This window comes from Pseudomonas sp. HLT2-19-2 (assembly GCF_054898005.1).
Genome location: NZ_CM142712.1, coordinates 5,877,658 through 5,893,173, shown reverse-complemented (window position 1 = coordinate 5,893,173; position 15,516 = coordinate 5,877,658). Strand labels below are relative to the sequence as shown.

The following is a 15,516-nucleotide window of genomic DNA, read 5'->3' as shown; positions in this document are numbered from 1 at the left end:
TCCATGAGCCTCAATATCTTCTGGTTCCTGCCTACTCACGGCGACGGCCATTACCTTGGCACCTCCGAAGGTGCTCGCGCCGTCGACCACGGTTATCTGCAACAAGTTGCGCAAGCGGCGGATCGCCTGGGCTTCGGTGGGGTGCTTATTCCTACCGGTCGCTCGTGCGAAGACTCGTGGCTGGTAGCGGCGTCACTGATTCCGGTGACCCAGCGTTTGAAATTCCTCGTCGCCCTGCGCCCCGGGATCATTTCCCCGACGGTGGCAGCGCGTCAAGCCGCGACGCTGGATCGCCTGTCCGGCGGTCGTGCGTTGTTCAATTTGGTCACCGGTGGTGATCCGGAAGAATTGGCCGGCGACGGTTTGTTCCTGACTCACGAAGAACGCTATCAAGCCTCGGTGGAATTCACCCGTATCTGGCGCCGCGTGCTGGAAGGCGAAACCGTCGATTACGACGGTCAGCACATCAGCGTGAAGGGAGCGAAGTTGCTCTATCCGCCAATACAGCAACCGCGTCCACCGCTGTACTTCGGTGGATCTTCGGAAGCGGCGCAAGACCTCGCGGCAGAGCAGGTCGAAATGGTCCTGACCTGGGGCGAACCTCCGGCAGCCGTTGCCGAGAAGATCGAACAAGTACGCGCTAAAGCCGCGAAGCTCGGGCGCACCGTGCGCTTCGGCATTCGTCTGCATGTGATCGTTCGTGAAACCAATGCCGAAGCCTGGCAAGCGGCGGATCGGCTGATCTCTCATCTGGATGACGAAACCATCGCGCGTGCCCAGGCCTCTCTGGCGCGATTCGACTCGGTCGGTCAGCAACGCATGGCCGCATTGCACGGTGGCAGCCGCGACAATCTGGAAGTCAGCCCCAACCTGTGGGCCGGTGTCGGCCTGGTGCGCGGCGGTGCTGGCACGGCGCTGGTGGGCGACGGTCCAACCGTGGCCGCCCGCGTGAAGGAATACGCGGACTTGGGCATCGACACGTTCATCTTCTCCGGTTATCCACACCTGGAAGAGTCTTACCGCGTTGCTGAGTTGCTGTTCCCGCACCTGGACATCGAGCGTCCCGAGGCGCCAAAAGGCGCCGGTTACGTCAGCCCGTTTGGTGAGATGGTTGCCAACGACATCCTCCCCAAAGCCGCGTCGCAGAGCTGAGGCGCGCCATGAAGAAACTTATCCACAGCCTTGCGCCTTGGGCGTTACCTGTTTTGCTGCTGGCGGTGTGGCAGTTGTCGGTGTCGGCGGGCTGGTTATCGACACGGATCTTGCCGGCGCCAATCGCCGTCATCGAAGCCGGCGTGGGTCTGGTGCACAGCGGTGAAATCTGGACTCACCTGGCGATCAGCGGCTGGCGCGCAGCGTCGGGCTTCGCCATCGGCGGCAGCATCGGTCTGACGCTGGGTTTCATCACCGGCCTGTCGAAATGGGGCGAACGGCTGCTCGACAGTTCGGTGCAGATGATCCGTAACGTGCCGCACCTGGCGCTGATTCCGCTGGTGATCCTGTGGTTCGGCATTGATGAGTCGGCGAAGATTTTTCTGGTGGCATTGGGCACGTTGTTCCCGATCTATCTCAACACCTATCACGGCATCCGCAACGTCGATCCGGCGCTGGTGGAAATGTCCCGCAGTTATGGCTTGTCCGGTTTCAGCCTGTTCCGTCAGGTGATTCTGCCGGGCGCGCTGCCTTCGATTCTGGTCGGTGTGCGCTTCGCCCTCGGTTTCATGTGGTTGACCCTGATCGTGGCGGAAACCATTTCTGCGAGCTCCGGCATTGGCTACCTGGCGATGAATGCCCGAGAGTTCTTGCAGACCGACGTGGTGGTACTGGCGATTCTCTTGTACGCCGTGCTCGGCAAACTCGCCGACCTCGCGGCCCGTGGACTTGAACGCGTGTGGTTGCGCTGGCACCCGGCCTATCAGGTTACCAAGGGAGGTGCGGCATGACGGCTCAACAACCTCCACGCCTGCTGCGCGGCATTCCCCTGGTAGTGCGCAAACTGCAAAAAACTTTTGGATCGCGGCAGGTGCTGCGTGAGATCGATCTGCACATCCCGGCCGGCCAGTTTGTCGCCGTGGTCGGTCGTAGCGGTTGCGGCAAAAGTACCTTGCTGCGCTTGCTCGCCGGTCTCGACAAACCCACGGGCGGTGAATTGCTCGCTGGTTCCGCGCCGTTGAGTGAGGCGCGGGAAGACACCCGACTGATGTTCCAGGAAGCGCGTTTGCTGCCATGGAAAAAGGTCATCGACAACGTCGGCCTCGGGCTCAAGGGCAACTGGCGGCCACAAGCGCTGGAAGCCTTGGAGTCGGTAGGTCTGGCAGACCGCGCCAATGAATGGCCGGCCGCCTTGTCCGGCGGGCAAAAGCAACGTGTGGCCTTGGCCCGCGCGCTGATCCATCAACCGCGTTTGCTGTTGCTGGACGAACCGCTGGGCGCGCTGGATGCGCTGACCCGAATTGAAATGCAGCAGCTGATCGAGCGGCTCTGGCAGAAACACGGTTTCACCGTGTTGCTGGTCACCCACGACGTCAGTGAAGCGGTGGCGATTGCCGATCGGGTGATCCTGATCGAGGAGGGCGAAGTCGGCCTCGACCTGCACGTCGAGTTGCCGCGCCCTCGGGTTCGCGGCTCCCATCGGCTGGCGGCGCTGGAAACCGAAGTCCTCAATCGCGTGCTGGCATTGCCCGGCGAGCCGCCAGCACCGGAACCTGTTTCACCATTGCCCACGCAATTGCGTTGGGCTCAATAACCAGCCTTATCCAACGACAGGAATCAACCTCATGACGATCAAAACCATCAACGTTCGCAACCAGTTCAAAGGCGCAATCAAGGAAATCGTACTCGGTGACGTGTTGTCGGAAATCGACGTACAGACCGCTTCCGGCATCGTCACCTCGGTGATCACCACTCGCTCGGTGAAAGAGCTGGAACTGGTGGTCGGCAGCGAAGTGATCGCGTTCGTGAAATCCACCGAGGTGTCGATCGCCAAGTTGTAAGCGTGTGCGAGCTCTGATCGTTCCCACCAAAGCGTGGGAACGATCAGAGCGCGGGGCGCTTCGGCAGGTAGGGCGGCAAATACAGGCCCAGATAGGCGTCGAATACCCGCATGCCTTCTTCGGCCATGCGCGGGGTGATCTGCCCGTGTTGTTGCACCGAGCGCGCGTAGACGCGGTCGCCGAGCTCCATGGCCAGGGCAAACACATCGATGTCGGCCGGTAGCGTCGGCAGCTCGAAGTGATGGTCAAAGAGTTTGTGCATCAGGTCGCCGAGTTCGATGTCGTGCTGACGGTCGGCCTGGGTGACCTCGGTCAACCCGTGTTGGGCAAGAATGAGCTGGCGGGCGGCGGCGTCCTCGCTGTAGATCGCGAGCATGCGTTGCTCCACCAGTCGCGACAGATCGCGCCAGCCGTTCAGGGCGGTGTGGTCGATGGGCGCTTGCAGGCAGGCACGGAACGCCGCGTGGACGTCAGCCGTCAGGGCTTCGAGCAGCGCCGGGACGCTGGCAAAGAAGTGGTAGACGGAGGAGGGCGGGATCTCCGCGCGTTCGGCGACGCTGTAGATCGACAGGCTGGCCACGCCCTCGGCAGCCAGCAGCGTGCGGGCGGCATCGAGTATCGAATCGATCCGGGCCTGGCTGCGTGCGCGGGGTTTGCGTGGGGTGGCGAGTCGGGTCATTGGTGTCTCCTGCAGGGCAGCGGGCATTGTACGCAGAGCTTGGGGATGATCCATAAAGGTTGGGTGATTGACCATAAAAAAACGCCGCAAGCTGTGAGGCCTGCGGCGTTTTTTTTACTGCAACCGCTTACACGGTATGCAGGTACCAGTTGTACTCGAGGTCGGAGATGGAGTGTTCGAACTCCTCCAGCTCGCTCTCTTTACACGCGACGAAGATATCGATGTATTTCGGATCGATGTACTTGGCCATGACTTCGCTGTCGTCCAACTCACGCAATGCATCGCGCAGGTTGTTCGGCAGGCTTTGCTCGTTCTGCTCGTAGGAGTTGCCTTCCACGGGTGCGCCTGGCTCGATCTTGTTGGTCAGGCCGTGGTGCACGCCTGCCAGGACCGAAGCCATCAGCAGGTACGGGTTGGCATCGGCGCCGGCAACGCGGTGTTCCAGACGGACCGCGTCGGCGGAACCGGTCGGCACGCGCACCGCAACAGTACGGTTGTCCAAACCCCAGCACGGTGCATTCGGCACGTAGAACTGTGCGCCGAAACGACGGTAGGAGTTGACGTTCGGGCAGAGGAAAGCCATCTGCGCCGGTAGGGTCTCGAGCACACCGCCGATCGCGTGACGCAGTGCGGCGTTCTGCTCGGGATCCTCGCTGGCAAAAATGTTTTTGCCATCTTTATCAAGAATCGAAATGTGTACGTGCAGACCGTTGCCCGCCTGGCCGGGGTAAGGCTTGGCCATGAAGGTGGTGTCCATTTCATGGTCGTAGGCGATGTTTTTGATCAGACGCTTGAGCAGAACCGCGTAGTCGCAGGCCTTGATCGGGTCGGCCACGTGGTGCAGGTTCACTTCGAACTGCGCCGGGGCACTTTCCTTGACGATCGCGTCGGCCGGGATGCCTTGCTCTTTCGCCCCTTCCAGAATGTCCTGGAGGCAGTCGACGTATTCGTCGAGGTCGTCGATCAGGTAGACCTGTGTCGAGTGCGGGCGTTTGCCAGACACTGGCGAGCGTGGCGGTTGCGGACGACCGTTCACGTTCTCCTGGTCGATCAGGTAGAACTCCAGTTCGAAGGCGGCGCAAATGGTCAGGCCCATCTCGTCGAACTTGCGCACGACATTGGCCAGCACTTCTCGCGGGTCGGCAAAGAACGGCTGGCCTTCCAGTTCGTGCATGGTCATCAACAGTTGCGCGGTAGGGCGCTTCTGCCAAGGCTCATTACACAGGGTGTCAGGGATTGGATAGCAGATTCGGTCAGCATCGCCGATGTCCAGACCCAGACCGGTGCTTTCCACCGTCGAGCCATTGATATCCAGAGCAAATAGAGAGGCCGGCAGGTTGATGCCTTTCTCGTAAACCTTGTGGAGACTGGTGCGTTCAATGCGCTTGCCGCGCACCACACCATTCATATCCGCAATCAGAAGGTCAACGTACAGAACCTCAGGATGTTCCTTAAGGAACGCGTTCGCTTCATTAAGCTGAACGGCACGCGGGGGTACCGACATGATGCAACACCTTTGTTGTTAAAAATATCAATCATTGATCTCTTCGGGTTTCAGTCAACCTGAACGGCATGCCGAAGTCAAGCGAGGCCTTTTTTGCCCTAAAAAAGCGCTCGTAGGGCTTTTTTGAGGCGGTTTGGGGCGTTTTTATGCCTTTGAGCGCTTTGGCGCCCGCAGGCTTGAGCGGACCGTGTTGTATTTTTTACGGGGGTGTTGTGTAAAAAAATGAACAAGGCTAAGCTCGATTCAAACCCATAACAGCAATAATACCGGGGTGCTTCATGTCTCGCCTGCCGTTAATCGGCATCACCATCTGCTCTAAGCAGATCGGTCTGCATGCTTATCACATCAGTGGCGATCGTTACGCTTACGCCAAGGCCCGTGTTGCCAAAGGCGTGCCGTCGACTCTTCCTTCCCTGGCGAACCCGCTGGCTCCGTCCGATATTCTGGACGGACTACGCGACATTCTCTTTACCGGTTGTCCTTCCAATATAGAACCGTTTTACCGGGCCGGCCCGACCAACGTGTCGAGCATTGCTCATGATTCTGCACGGCCTGATCTTATCTCGCTCACCCGCGCCATTAGCCGTGCGGGTGTTGGTGCGCGGCAATTGCAGTGGCAATCTGTATCACGCGACGCCGATGCGTCAAACAACGCCTGACTTATAAGAGTCAGGAAACCAAGCCTAAGAGGCATTTATGAGTAACAACCTCGACCAGCTCACCGATTGGTTGAAAGACCACAAGATCACAGAAGTCGAATGCATGATCGCCGACTTGACCGGGATCACCCGGGGCAAGATTTCGCCGACCAACAAGTTCATTGCCGAAAAAGGCATGCGCCTGCCCGAGAGCGTTCTGTTGCAGACCGTGACCGGCGACTATGTCGAAGACGACATCTATTACGAACTGCTCGACCCGGCCGACATCGACATGATCTGCCGTCCCGACCAGAACGCGGTGTTCCTGGTGCCTTGGGCTATCGAGCCCACTGCCCAGGTGATCCACGACACCTACGACAAACAAGGCAACCCGATCGAGCTGTCGCCGCGCAACGTGCTGAAAAAGGTTCTGAAACTCTATTCCGACAGGGGCTGGCAGCCGATCGTGGCGCCAGAAATGGAGTTCTACCTGACCAAGCGTTGCGAGGACCCGGACTTCCCGCTGCAACCACCGGTTGGCCGCTCAGGTCGCCCGGAAACGGGTCGCCAGTCCTTCTCGATTGAAGCGGCGAACGAATTCGATCCGTTGTTCGAAGACGTCTACGACTGGTGCGAATTGCAGGAGCTGGACCTCGACACGCTGATCCACGAGGACGGCACGGCGCAGATGGAAATCAACTTCCGTCACGGCGATGCCCTGTCTCTGGCCGACCAGATCCTGGTGTTCAAGCGCACCATGCGCGAAGCCGCGCTCAAGCACAACGTGGCAGCCACCTTCATGGCCAAGCCCATGACCGGCGAGCCGGGCAGTGCGATGCACTTGCACCAGAGCATCATCGATATCGAGACCGGCAAGAACGTCTTCTCCAATGAAGACGGGAGCATGAGCCAGTTGTTCCTGAACCACATCGGTGGTTTGCAGAAACTGATCCCCGAGCTGTTGCCGCTGTTCGCGCCTAACGTCAACTCGTTCCGCCGCTTCCTGCCGGACACCTCTGCACCGGTGAACGTGGAGTGGGGCGAAGAGAACCGTACCGTGGGCCTGCGGGTTCCGGATGCCGGGCCGCAAAACCGTCGGGTGGAAAACCGCCTGCCGGGCGCCGACGCCAACCCGTACCTGGCGATTGCCGCGAGCCTGCTCTGCGGTTACATCGGCATGGTCGAAGGCTTGAACCCGAGTGCTCCGGTGGTGGGGCGTGGCTATGAACGCCGCAACCTGCGTTTGCCACTGACCATCGAAGACGCGCTGGAACGCATGGAACACAGCGCGACTATCGAGAAGTACCTGGGCAAGAAATTCATCACTGGCTACGTCGCGGTCAAGCGGGCCGAGCATGAAAACTTCAAGCGCGTGATCAGTTCGTGGGAGCGGGAATTCCTGCTTTTCGCCGTCTGATGCGCCGGGCGCCGCTGATATTGGCGGCGCTTTCACTGAAATCTTAGGAGAATTCGCATGACCAGCAACAACCCGCAAACCCGTGAATGGCAAACCCTGAGCAACGATCACCACCTGGCCCCGTTCAGCGACTTCAAGCAGCTGAAAGAGAAAGGCCCGCGGATCATCACCAGCGCCAAGGGCGTTTACCTCTGGGACAGCGAAGGCAACAAGATTCTCGACGGCATGGCCGGCCTGTGGTGCGTAGCAATCGGCTACGGTCGCGATGAACTGGCCGATGCCGCCAGCAAACAAATGCGCGAACTGCCTTACTACAACCTGTTCTTCCAGACGGCTCACCCGCCAGTGCTGGAATTGGCCAAGGCCATCGCCGACATCGCACCGCAAGGCATGAACCACGTGTTCTTCACCGGTTCCGGCTCTGAAGGCAACGACACCATGCTGCGGATGGTTCGTCACTACTGGGCGATCAAGGGCCAGCCGAAGAAGAAAGTCATCATCAGCCGTAAGAACGGTTATCACGGTTCCACCGTGGCCGGCGCGAGCCTGGGTGGCATGACGTACATGCACGAACAAGGCGATTTGCCGATCCCGGGCATCGTCCACATCGCGCAGCCGTACTGGTTCGCTGAAGGCGGCGACATGACGCCGGAAGAGTTCGGTATCTGGGCGGCCAATCAGCTGGAAGAGAAGATTTTGGAAGTCGGCGTGGACAACGTCGGTGCCTTTATCGCCGAGCCGATCCAGGGCGCCGGCGGCGTGATCATTCCGCCAGACACCTACTGGCCGCGCATCAAAGAAATCCTCGCCAAGTACGACATCCTGTTCGTGGCTGACGAAGTGATCTGTGGTTTCGGCCGTACCGGTGAGTGGTTCGGTAGCGATTTCTTCGACCTCAGACCCGATATGATGACCATCGCCAAGGGCTTGACGTCCGGCTACATCCCTATGGGTGGCCTGATCGTGCGTGACGAAGTGGTTGCGGTGCTCAACGAAGGTGGCGATTTCAACCACGGTTTCACCTATTCCGGGCACCCGGTGGCCGCCGCGGTGGCACTGGAAAACATCCGTATCCTGCGCGAAGAAAAAATTATCGAGCGCGTTCGTGCAGAAACGGCACCCTATTTGCAAAAGCGTCTACGGGAACTGAGCGATCACCCATTGGTGGGGGAAGTCCGCGGGGTGGGGCTGCTGGGGGCGATCGAACTGGTGCAGGACAAGGGCACGCGCAAGCGTTACGAAGGCAAGGGCGCCGGCATGATTTGCCGCACGTTCTGTTTCGAAAATGGCCTGATCATGCGCGCCGTCGGCGACACCATGATCATTGCTCCACCACTGGTGATTACACCGGCAGAAATCGATGAGTTGATGACCAAGGCACGCAAGTGTCTGGACCTGACCCTGAGTGCATTGCAGGGCTAAGTGCTAGGCTCTGAGCGGGGTGCGAAGTTCGCATTTCGCTCAGCGCAAACAAAGGATGGGTCTTTCCTTGAAAGCCTGCCTCGGATCTTGCCAGACTACCGGTTGTTTTAGTTGCCCAGGAATAGGCCGCTGGCTCTTGGTTAACAAGAACGTGGTTAAAAAGAAAAATTGGAGCATTACCCATGAAGGCATTAGGTAAGAAGATAGCTGGCAAGACCCTCCTCGCCATGTCCCTGATGGGCGTGATGGCGGGCGCAGTTCAGGCGGACGACAAGGTTCTTCACGTGTACAACTGGTCCGATTACATCGCACCGGACACCGTCGAGAAGTTCGAAGCCGAGTCGGGGATCAAGGTTGTTTACGACGTATTCGACAGTAACGAAACCCTGGAAGCCAAGTTGCTGGCAGGCAAGTCCGGCTACGACATCGTCGTACCGTCGAACAACTTCCTGGCCAAGCAGATCAAGGCCGGTGTTTACCAGAAGCTGGACAAGTCCAAGCTGCCTAACTGGAAGAATCTGAACACTGACCTGCTTAAAGCAGTGTCCGTGAGCGACCCGGGCAACGAACACGCGTTCCCGTACATGTGGGGTTCGATCGGTATCGGCTTCAACGCCGAGAAGGTCAAGGCTGCACTGGGTGCCGATGCGCCAACCAATTCCTGGGACCTGATCTTCAAACCTGAAAACGCCGCGAAGTTGAAGTCGTGCGGTATCAGTTTCCTTGATTCGCCAACCGAGATGATTCCGGTGGCGTTGCACTACCTGGGCTATCCAACCGACAGCCAGGACAAAAAACAACTGGCCGAAGCCGAAGCACTGTTCCTGAAGATTCGTCCTTCGGTGGGCTACTTCCACTCGTCCAAGTACATCTCTGACCTGGCCAACGGCAACATCTGTGTCGCTGTGGGTTATTCGGGTGACATCTACCAGGCCAAGTCCCGCGCGGCTGAGGCTGGTGACAAGGTGAAAGTCAGCTACAACATTCCGAAAGAAGGTGCGGGCAGTTTCTACGACATGGTCGCCATCCCTAAAGATGCCGAAAACGTCGAAGGCGCCTACAAGTTCATGACCTTCCTGCAGAAGCCGGAAATCATGGCCGAAATCACCAACGCCGTACGCTTCCCGAACGGTAACGCGGCCGCCACCGCATTGGTCGATAAAGACATCACCGGCGACCCAGGCATCTACCCACCAGCGGACGTGCTGGCCAAGCTGTATGCGATTGCCGACTTGCCGGCCGCGACCCAGCGGATCATGACTCGCAGTTGGACCAAGATTAAATCCGGTAAATAAGCCGGTTTGAGGCAACAAACTGTTGTCGTCGCCTACGCGGTGACGGCGACAGGTGTAATTAAATGACAGAAAGTTTTGCTGGAACGGTTTTTCGAGGGTAAGTTGCGCGCCGGTTTTGTTGCCAGGCAGCCATGGCTGTCATGTAACGCGGGGCAACTTGGGCCCAACTCATTTTAGAGGACCTCCACGTGCCTATTTTTTCTTTGTTGCGCAGTGCACTGCTGGTCGGCGCCGGGCTGACGCTTGCCGTTAGTGTCCAGGCGGCTGGCACTGTGCATATTTATAACTGGTCTGACTACATCGGTCAGACCACCCTGGCTGACTTCCAGAAAGAGGCCGGCATCAAGCCGGTGTATGACGTTTTCGATTCCAACGAAACCCTGGAAGGCAAGTTGCTGGCCGGGCGTACCGGTTATGACGTGGTCGTGCCGTCCAACCACTTCCTTGGCAAGCAGATCAAGGCGGGCGCTTTCCAGAAGCTCGACAAGTCCAAGTTGACCCACTATTCCAACCTCGACCCGGTGCTGCTCAAGCGTCTGGAGCAAAACGATCCGGGTAACCTGTACGCCGTGCCGTATTTGTGGGGCACCAACGGCATCGGATACAACGTCGACAAAGTGAAGGCAGTACTTGGCCTCGACAAGATCGATTCCTGGGATGTGGTGTTCGAGCCGCAGAACATCAAGAAGCTGCACAGCTGCGGCGTGGCGTTCCTCGACTCCGCCGATGAAATGATGCCCACGGTCCTCAACTACATGGGCCTGAACGCCAACAGCACCAACCCCGAAGACTACAAAAAGGCCGAAGCCAAGTTGCTGGCAGTGCGGCCTTACGTGACCTACTTCCACTCTTCCAAATACATCGCGGACCTGGCCAACGGCGATATCTGCGTGGCGATCGGTTTTTCCGGCGACATGTTCCAGGCCAAGGCCCGCGCGGCTGAGGCCGGCAAAGGCATGAACATCGCCTACTCGATTCCGAAAGAGGGCGGCGCGCTCTGGTTCGACATGCTGGCGATCCCCAAGGATGCGGCCAACGTCAAGGAAGCCCATGCCTTCATCAACTATTTGCTAAAGCCTGAGGTGATCGCTCAGGTCAGTGATTACGTGGGTTACGCCAACCCTAACCCAGGGTCGGACAAATTGATGGAGCAGTCCATTCGCACCGACGAATCGGTTTATCCACCGCAAGCAGTCCTCGACAAGACTTACGTGTCTATCGAGTTACCACCAAACATTCAACGTTTGATGACCCGCAGCTGGACCAAGGTCAAGTCGGGTAAATAGCTGCAAGGCTCAAACTATCCAAGGTTCGCTCGCCTCGGGCGAACTGAAAATTTTGTTGGGAGTTTCGTAAATGGCAGTTGCCTCCGGCGCCTATAAGAAAGCCCTCGAGGGCGACCAATCACCTAAACAGGTGTTGGTCAAAATCGACCGGGTCACGAAGAAGTTCGACGAGACGATTGCCGTGGACGATGTGTCCCTGGAAATCAGGAAAGGTGAGATTTTCGCCCTGCTCGGCGGCTCGGGATCGGGCAAGTCCACGTTGCTGCGCATGCTCGCAGGCTTCGAACGGCCCACGGAGGGGCGCATTTTCCTCGATGGCGTAGACATCACCGACATGCCGCCGTACGAGCGGCCGATCAACATGATGTTCCAGTCCTACGCCTTGTTCCCGCACATGACCGTGGCGCAGAACATCGCCTTTGGGCTCAAGCAGGACAAAATCCCCGCCGCTGAAGTCGATGCCCGTGTCGCGGACATGCTCAAGCTGGTTCAGATGACGCAGTACGCCAAGCGCAAGCCGCATCAGTTGTCCGGTGGTCAGCGTCAGCGTGTGGCGTTGGCGCGTTCCTTGGCCAAGCGGCCGAAGCTGTTGCTGCTCGACGAACCGATGGGTGCGCTCGACAAGAAGCTGCGTTCGCAAATGCAGCTGGAGCTGGTCGAGATCATCGAGCGGGTCGGCGTAACCTGCGTCATGGTGACCCACGACCAGGAAGAAGCCATGACCATGGCCGAGCGCATCGCGATCATGCACCTGGGCTGGATCGCCCAGATCGGCAGCCCGATCGACATCTACGAAACCCCGACCAGCCGTCTGGTCTGCGAGTTCATCGGCAACGTCAACATCTTCGACGGTGAAGTGATCGACGACGCCGAAGGCCACGCGACCATCACCTGCAAGGACCTGGACCGTCAGATTTATGTGGGCCACGGCATCAGCACCTCGGTGCAGGACAAATCCGTGACCTACGCGATTCGTCCGGAAAAATTGCTGGTGACGCCAGACATGCCGACCTGCGAATACAACTGGTCCAGCGGCAAGGTGCATGACATCGCCTACCTCGGCGGGCACTCGGTATTCTACGTCGAGCTGCCAAGCGGCAAGATCGTCCAGTCCTTCGTTGCCAACGCCGAGCGCCGTGGCGCGCGTCCGACCTGGGGTGACCAGGTTTACGTGTATTGGGAAGACGACAGCGGCGTGGTACTTCGCTCATGAACATGCGCAAATTCAAACGCCGTCTTAACCGAATAATTCCCGGTGGCCGCCAACTGGTCATCGGGGTTCCGTTCATCTGGCTGTTCCTGTTCTTCATGCTGCCGTTCTTCATTGTCCTGAAGATCAGCTTCGCCGAAGCCGACGTGGCCATTCCGCCGTACACCGAGATCTATACCTTCGCCGAACAGAAACTGCAGTTGCTGCTTAACCTCGGCAACTACGCGATGCTGGCCGGCGACGAACTGTACATTGCCGCTTACCTCGGCTCGTTGAAGATGGCGCTGATCAGCACCATCCTTTGTCTCGCAATCGGCTACCCGATGGCCTACGCCATCGCCAGTGCCCGCAAAGAGATGCAAACGGTGCTGGTGCTGCTGATCATGATGCCGACCTGGACCGCGATCCTGATCCGCGTTTATGCGTGGATGGGCATCCTCAGCAACAACGGTCTGCTCAACGGTTTCTTGATGACCATGGGCTGGATCGATGAACCGCTGCAGATCCTCAACACCAACCTCGCGGTCTATATTGGCGTGGTTTACTCATACCTGCCGTTCATGATCCTGCCGCTCTACGCCAACCTGGTGAAGCACGACAACAGTCTGCTGGAAGCGGCGTCCGACCTCGGCTCAAGCACCTTCAACAGCTTCTGGAAGATCACCATTCCGCTGTCCAAGAACGGCATCATCGCCGGCTGCATGCTGGTGTTCATCCCGGTCGTGGGCGAGTTCGTGATCCCGGAACTGCTAGGCGGTCCGGAAACCCTGATGATCGGTAAAGTGCTCTGGCAAGAGTTCTTCAACAACCGCGACTGGCCGGTGGCATCTGCCCTGGCAGTGGTTATGTTGCTGATCCTGATTGTGCCAATCATCCTGTTCAACCGTAGTCAGGCCAAAGAAATGGAGGGCAAGGAATGAAGCGCTTCCGTTTCTCAAGTTTCATGCTGGTAGCGGGTTTGCTGTTCATCTACGCGCCGATGCTGATCCTGGTGATCTACTCGTTCAACGCCTCCAAACTGGTGACGGTGTGGGGTGGCTGGTCGATCAAGTGGTACGTCGGTTTGATGGACAACACGCAATTGATGGGCTCGGTGGTGCGCTCGCTGGAAATTGCCTGCTACACGGCGGTGGCGGCGGTAGCGCTGGGTACATTGGCCGCGTTCGTCCTGACCCGTATCACCCATTTCAAGGGACGCACGCTGTTCGGTGGCTTGGTTACCGCGCCGCTGGTGATGCCCGAGGTGATCACCGGTCTGTCGCTGTTGCTGCTGTTCGTGGCCATGGCGCAGATGATCGGTTGGCCACAGGAGCGGGGGATCCTCACCATCTGGATCGCCCACACCACGTTCTGTGCGGCGTATGTGGCGGTGGTGGTGTCGGCGCGTTTGCGTGAGCTGGACCTGTCCATCGAAGAAGCGGCCATGGACCTCGGTGCGCGGCCATGGAAGGTGTTCTTCCTGATCACCATCCCGATGATCGCGCCATCCTTGGGGGCCGGCGGCATGATGTCCTTCGCCCTGTCCCTGGATGACCTGGTGTTGGCGAGCTTCGTGTCCGGCCCAGGTTCCACGACCCTGCCGATGGAAGTGTTCTCGGCGGTGCGTCTGGGCGTGAAACCCGAGATCAATGCCGTGGCCAGCCTGATTCTGCTGGCGGTATCGCTGATGACGTTCCTGGTCTGGTTCTTCAGCCGCCGTGCCGAAGAAGCGCGCAAACGGGCAATTCAGCAGGCGATCGAGGAAGGTGCTGCTGACTCCTGGAAACAACCGGACGCTCGTCGCGCCCCGGCGCCGGAAGCGGCTTAAAATCGGTCGTATAAAAAACCTCACTCCCTGAAAAGGCAGTGAGGTTTTTTTATGTGTGCTTCAGGACATCCAAGGCGACTTGCGGATGATCTCGACGAAGTTCATCGGCTTGAAGCCTGGCTTGATGCCCAAGCAGGCACATCGCGCCAAACTCGCTTGTTGCGCGAGGATTGGCTAGGGTTGAACTGGATAACCTGCACGCACGCCCTGTAGCAGCTGCCGAGCCTGCGAGGCTGCTGCTACAGGTCGCGCGATGACTCATATTCAGTCCAGTGCCATAGAAGGCGATTCATGCCATGAGTAAAACCGTTGCCATTGTGGTGTTCGCAGGCGTTCAGTCCCTGGACGTCACCGGTCCCATGGATGTGTTTTCAGAAGCCAATCGTTTCCTCGAGCCGCAAGATCACTATCGACTGGAGGTGATCGGCGTTGAGCGCGGGGTGATGCCGTGTTCCAACGGTTTGTCACTCAATGCCCATCGGCATTTCAGCGAAGCGCTGGCGGCCTATGACTTGCTGTTGGTGGCCGGTGGGCCGCAGTTGCCGTTCATGGATTTCGGTGCGGCATTCGATGCCTGGCTTCGCGATGCCTGCGCGCTGGCGCGACGCTTTGGCTCGATCTGCAACGGCGCGTTCATGCTCGCCCGGGCCGGATTGTTGGAAGGGCGAACGGTGACCACCCATTGGGGCGACGCCGCGGCGCTGGCGCAGTTGTGCCCGTTGACTCAGGTCGAAGCTGATCGCCTTTACGTGGAGGACGGCGACCTCTACACCTCGGCGGGTGTCACGGCGGGGATTGACCTGTCGCTGTACTTGCTGGCCAGGGATCACGGGCCGGAAGTTGCATTGAGTGTGGCAAAACGATTGGTGGTGTTCACTCAGCGCTCCGGCGGGCAGTCACAGTTCAGCCCATTCCTCACGCCACACGCCGAACCCACTTCTGCCGTGGCACTGGTGCAGCTCTACGTGTTGGCCAACCTGACGGGCGATTTGACGATTGCCGACCTGGCCAACGCCGCCAACATGAGTGCCCGCAACTTTTCCAGGGTGTTTACCAAAGAGGCGAAAATCACCCCGGCCGAATTCGTCGAACGGGCCAGGGTGGATGCGGCGCGGGTGCTGCTTGAAAGCACAAATTCGCCGCTTAAAACCGTGGCTTATCAGTGCGGGTTTCGCGATGCCCAGCACATGCGCAGTGTGTTCAACCGCAGGCTGGGGGTGACGCCGCAGCAGTTCAGGCTGAACTTTGCGGCGATGGTTTGATTT

General features: G+C 58.8%; 14 protein-coding genes and 1 pseudogene. 13 read left to right on the top strand and 2 right to left on the bottom strand.

The genetic code is table 11. The features are described from left to right. Nucleotides 1-3 precede the first annotated feature (3 nt). From ssuD to ACYZTU_RS27730, 4 genes are read left to right on the top strand one after another with little or no spacing between them, the layout of a single operon-like run. Nucleotides 4-1,152 carry an FMNH2-dependent alkanesulfonate monooxygenase gene (gene ssuD / locus ACYZTU_RS27745; RefSeq protein ID WP_461967011.1) on the top strand — a complete coding sequence of 383 codons (1,149 nt, stop codon included), beginning with the start codon at nt 4-6 and terminating at the stop codon, nt 1,150-1,152. 8 nt (nt 1,153-1,160) lie between these two features. Further along, the gene (ssuC, locus tag ACYZTU_RS27740) at nt 1,161-1,943 is read left to right on the top strand and encodes an aliphatic sulfonate ABC transporter permease SsuC (RefSeq protein WP_461967009.1); all 783 of its coding nucleotides are present in this window, start codon (nt 1,161-1,163) and stop codon (nt 1,941-1,943) included. Further along, a complete protein-coding gene (ssuB, locus tag ACYZTU_RS27735) occupies nt 1,940-2,746 on the top strand; it encodes an aliphatic sulfonates ABC transporter ATP-binding protein (protein WP_129440195.1) in 807 nt (268 codons plus the stop codon). Before ssuC ends, ssuB begins: the two co-directional genes overlap by 4 nt. A gap of 31 nt (nt 2,747-2,777) precedes the next feature. Further along, on the top strand, nt 2,778-2,993 hold the full coding sequence (locus ACYZTU_RS27730; protein WP_461967007.1) for a TOBE domain-containing protein: 216 nt from the start codon (nt 2,778-2,780) through the stop codon (nt 2,991-2,993). 43 nt (nt 2,994-3,036) lie between these two features. Here ACYZTU_RS27730 and ACYZTU_RS27725 read toward each other — a convergent pair whose 3' ends face one another. Together ACYZTU_RS27725 and ACYZTU_RS27720 are read right to left on the bottom strand one after the other, a co-directional pair. Beyond that, a complete protein-coding gene (locus ACYZTU_RS27725) occupies nt 3,037-3,672 on the bottom strand; it encodes a TetR/AcrR family transcriptional regulator (RefSeq protein ID WP_461971181.1) in 636 nt (211 codons plus the stop codon). Between the two features lie 127 nt (nt 3,673-3,799). Then, the gene (locus ACYZTU_RS27720) at nt 3,800-5,176 is read right to left on the bottom strand and encodes a glutamine synthetase family protein (protein WP_282376101.1); all 1,377 of its coding nucleotides are present in this window, start codon (nt 5,174-5,176) and stop codon (nt 3,800-3,802) included. 278 nt (nt 5,177-5,454) lie between these two features. Here ACYZTU_RS27720 and ACYZTU_RS27715 point away from each other — a divergent pair. From ACYZTU_RS27715 to ACYZTU_RS27675, 9 genes and pseudogenes are all read left to right on the top strand, one after another. After that, nucleotides 5,455-5,772 (top strand): annotated as a pseudogene (locus ACYZTU_RS27715) (gamma-glutamyl-gamma-aminobutyrate hydrolase family protein); the annotation flags it as partial. A gap of 100 nt (nt 5,773-5,872) precedes the next feature. After that, nucleotides 5,873-7,231 carry a glutamine synthetase family protein gene (locus ACYZTU_RS27710; protein WP_347802449.1) on the top strand — a complete coding sequence of 453 codons (1,359 nt, stop codon included), beginning with the start codon at nt 5,873-5,875 and terminating at the stop codon, nt 7,229-7,231. 57 nt (nt 7,232-7,288) lie between these two features. Beyond that, on the top strand, nt 7,289-8,653 hold the full coding sequence (locus ACYZTU_RS27705) for an aspartate aminotransferase family protein (RefSeq protein WP_461967003.1): 1,365 nt from the start codon (nt 7,289-7,291) through the stop codon (nt 8,651-8,653). A gap of 182 nt (nt 8,654-8,835) precedes the next feature. Then, nucleotides 8,836-9,948 (top strand): polyamine ABC transporter substrate-binding protein, encoded by a 1,113-nt coding sequence (locus ACYZTU_RS27700; RefSeq protein WP_461967001.1) that lies wholly within the window; start codon nt 8,836-8,838, stop codon nt 9,946-9,948. Between the two features lie 188 nt (nt 9,949-10,136). Next, nucleotides 10,137-11,234, top strand: coding sequence for a polyamine ABC transporter substrate-binding protein (locus ACYZTU_RS27695; RefSeq protein ID WP_461967000.1), 1,098 nt, complete (start codon nt 10,137-10,139; stop codon nt 11,232-11,234). 70 nt (nt 11,235-11,304) lie between these two features. Continuing rightward, nucleotides 11,305-12,447: an ABC transporter ATP-binding protein gene (locus tag ACYZTU_RS27690; protein WP_461966998.1), complete on the top strand. Its 1,143-nt coding sequence runs from the start codon at nt 11,305-11,307 to the stop codon at nt 12,445-12,447. A gap of 35 nt (nt 12,448-12,482) precedes the next feature. After that, nucleotides 12,483-13,364, top strand: a complete 882-nt coding sequence (locus ACYZTU_RS27685; RefSeq protein ID WP_461971029.1) for an ABC transporter permease subunit — start codon at nt 12,483-12,485, stop codon at nt 13,362-13,364. Continuing rightward, nucleotides 13,361-14,251, top strand: a complete 891-nt coding sequence (locus ACYZTU_RS27680) for an ABC transporter permease subunit (protein ID WP_461966996.1) — start codon at nt 13,361-13,363, stop codon at nt 14,249-14,251. Before ACYZTU_RS27685 ends, ACYZTU_RS27680 begins: the two co-directional genes overlap by 4 nt. A 296-nt stretch (nt 14,252-14,547) precedes the next feature. Further along, nucleotides 14,548-15,513, top strand: coding sequence for a GlxA family transcriptional regulator (locus ACYZTU_RS27675; RefSeq protein ID WP_461966994.1), 966 nt, complete (start codon nt 14,548-14,550; stop codon nt 15,511-15,513). Nucleotides 15,514-15,516: the final 3 nt, after the last annotated feature.

Bases quoted from the DNA above. Each gene is read 5' to 3' on its own strand.
- ACYZTU_RS27675 (WP_461966994.1), top strand. From the start codon at position 14,548: ATGAGTAAAACCGTTGCCATTGTGGTGTTCGCAGGCGTTCAGTCCCTG.
- ACYZTU_RS27705 (WP_461967003.1), top strand. From the start codon at position 7,289: ATGACCAGCAACAACCCGCAAACCCGTGAATGGCAAACCCTGAGCAAC.
- ssuD (WP_461967011.1), top strand. From the start codon at position 4: ATGAGCCTCAATATCTTCTGGTTCCTGCCTACTCACGGCGACGGCCAT.
- ACYZTU_RS27725 (WP_461971181.1), bottom strand. From the start codon at position 3,672: ATGACCCGACTCGCCACCCCACGCAAACCCCGCGCACGCAGCCAGGCC.
- ACYZTU_RS27680 (WP_461966996.1), top strand. From the start codon at position 13,361: ATGAAGCGCTTCCGTTTCTCAAGTTTCATGCTGGTAGCGGGTTTGCTG.
- ACYZTU_RS27710 (WP_347802449.1), top strand. From the start codon at position 5,873: ATGAGTAACAACCTCGACCAGCTCACCGATTGGTTGAAAGACCACAAG.
- ACYZTU_RS27720 (WP_282376101.1), bottom strand. From the start codon at position 5,176: ATGTCGGTACCCCCGCGTGCCGTTCAGCTTAATGAAGCGAACGCGTTC.
- ACYZTU_RS27730 (WP_461967007.1), top strand. From the start codon at position 2,778: ATGACGATCAAAACCATCAACGTTCGCAACCAGTTCAAAGGCGCAATC.
- ACYZTU_RS27700 (WP_461967001.1), top strand. From the start codon at position 8,836: ATGAAGGCATTAGGTAAGAAGATAGCTGGCAAGACCCTCCTCGCCATG.
- ssuB (WP_129440195.1), top strand. From the start codon at position 1,940: ATGACGGCTCAACAACCTCCACGCCTGCTGCGCGGCATTCCCCTGGTA.
- ssuC (WP_461967009.1), top strand. From the start codon at position 1,161: ATGAAGAAACTTATCCACAGCCTTGCGCCTTGGGCGTTACCTGTTTTG.
- ACYZTU_RS27690 (WP_461966998.1), top strand. From the start codon at position 11,305: ATGGCAGTTGCCTCCGGCGCCTATAAGAAAGCCCTCGAGGGCGACCAA.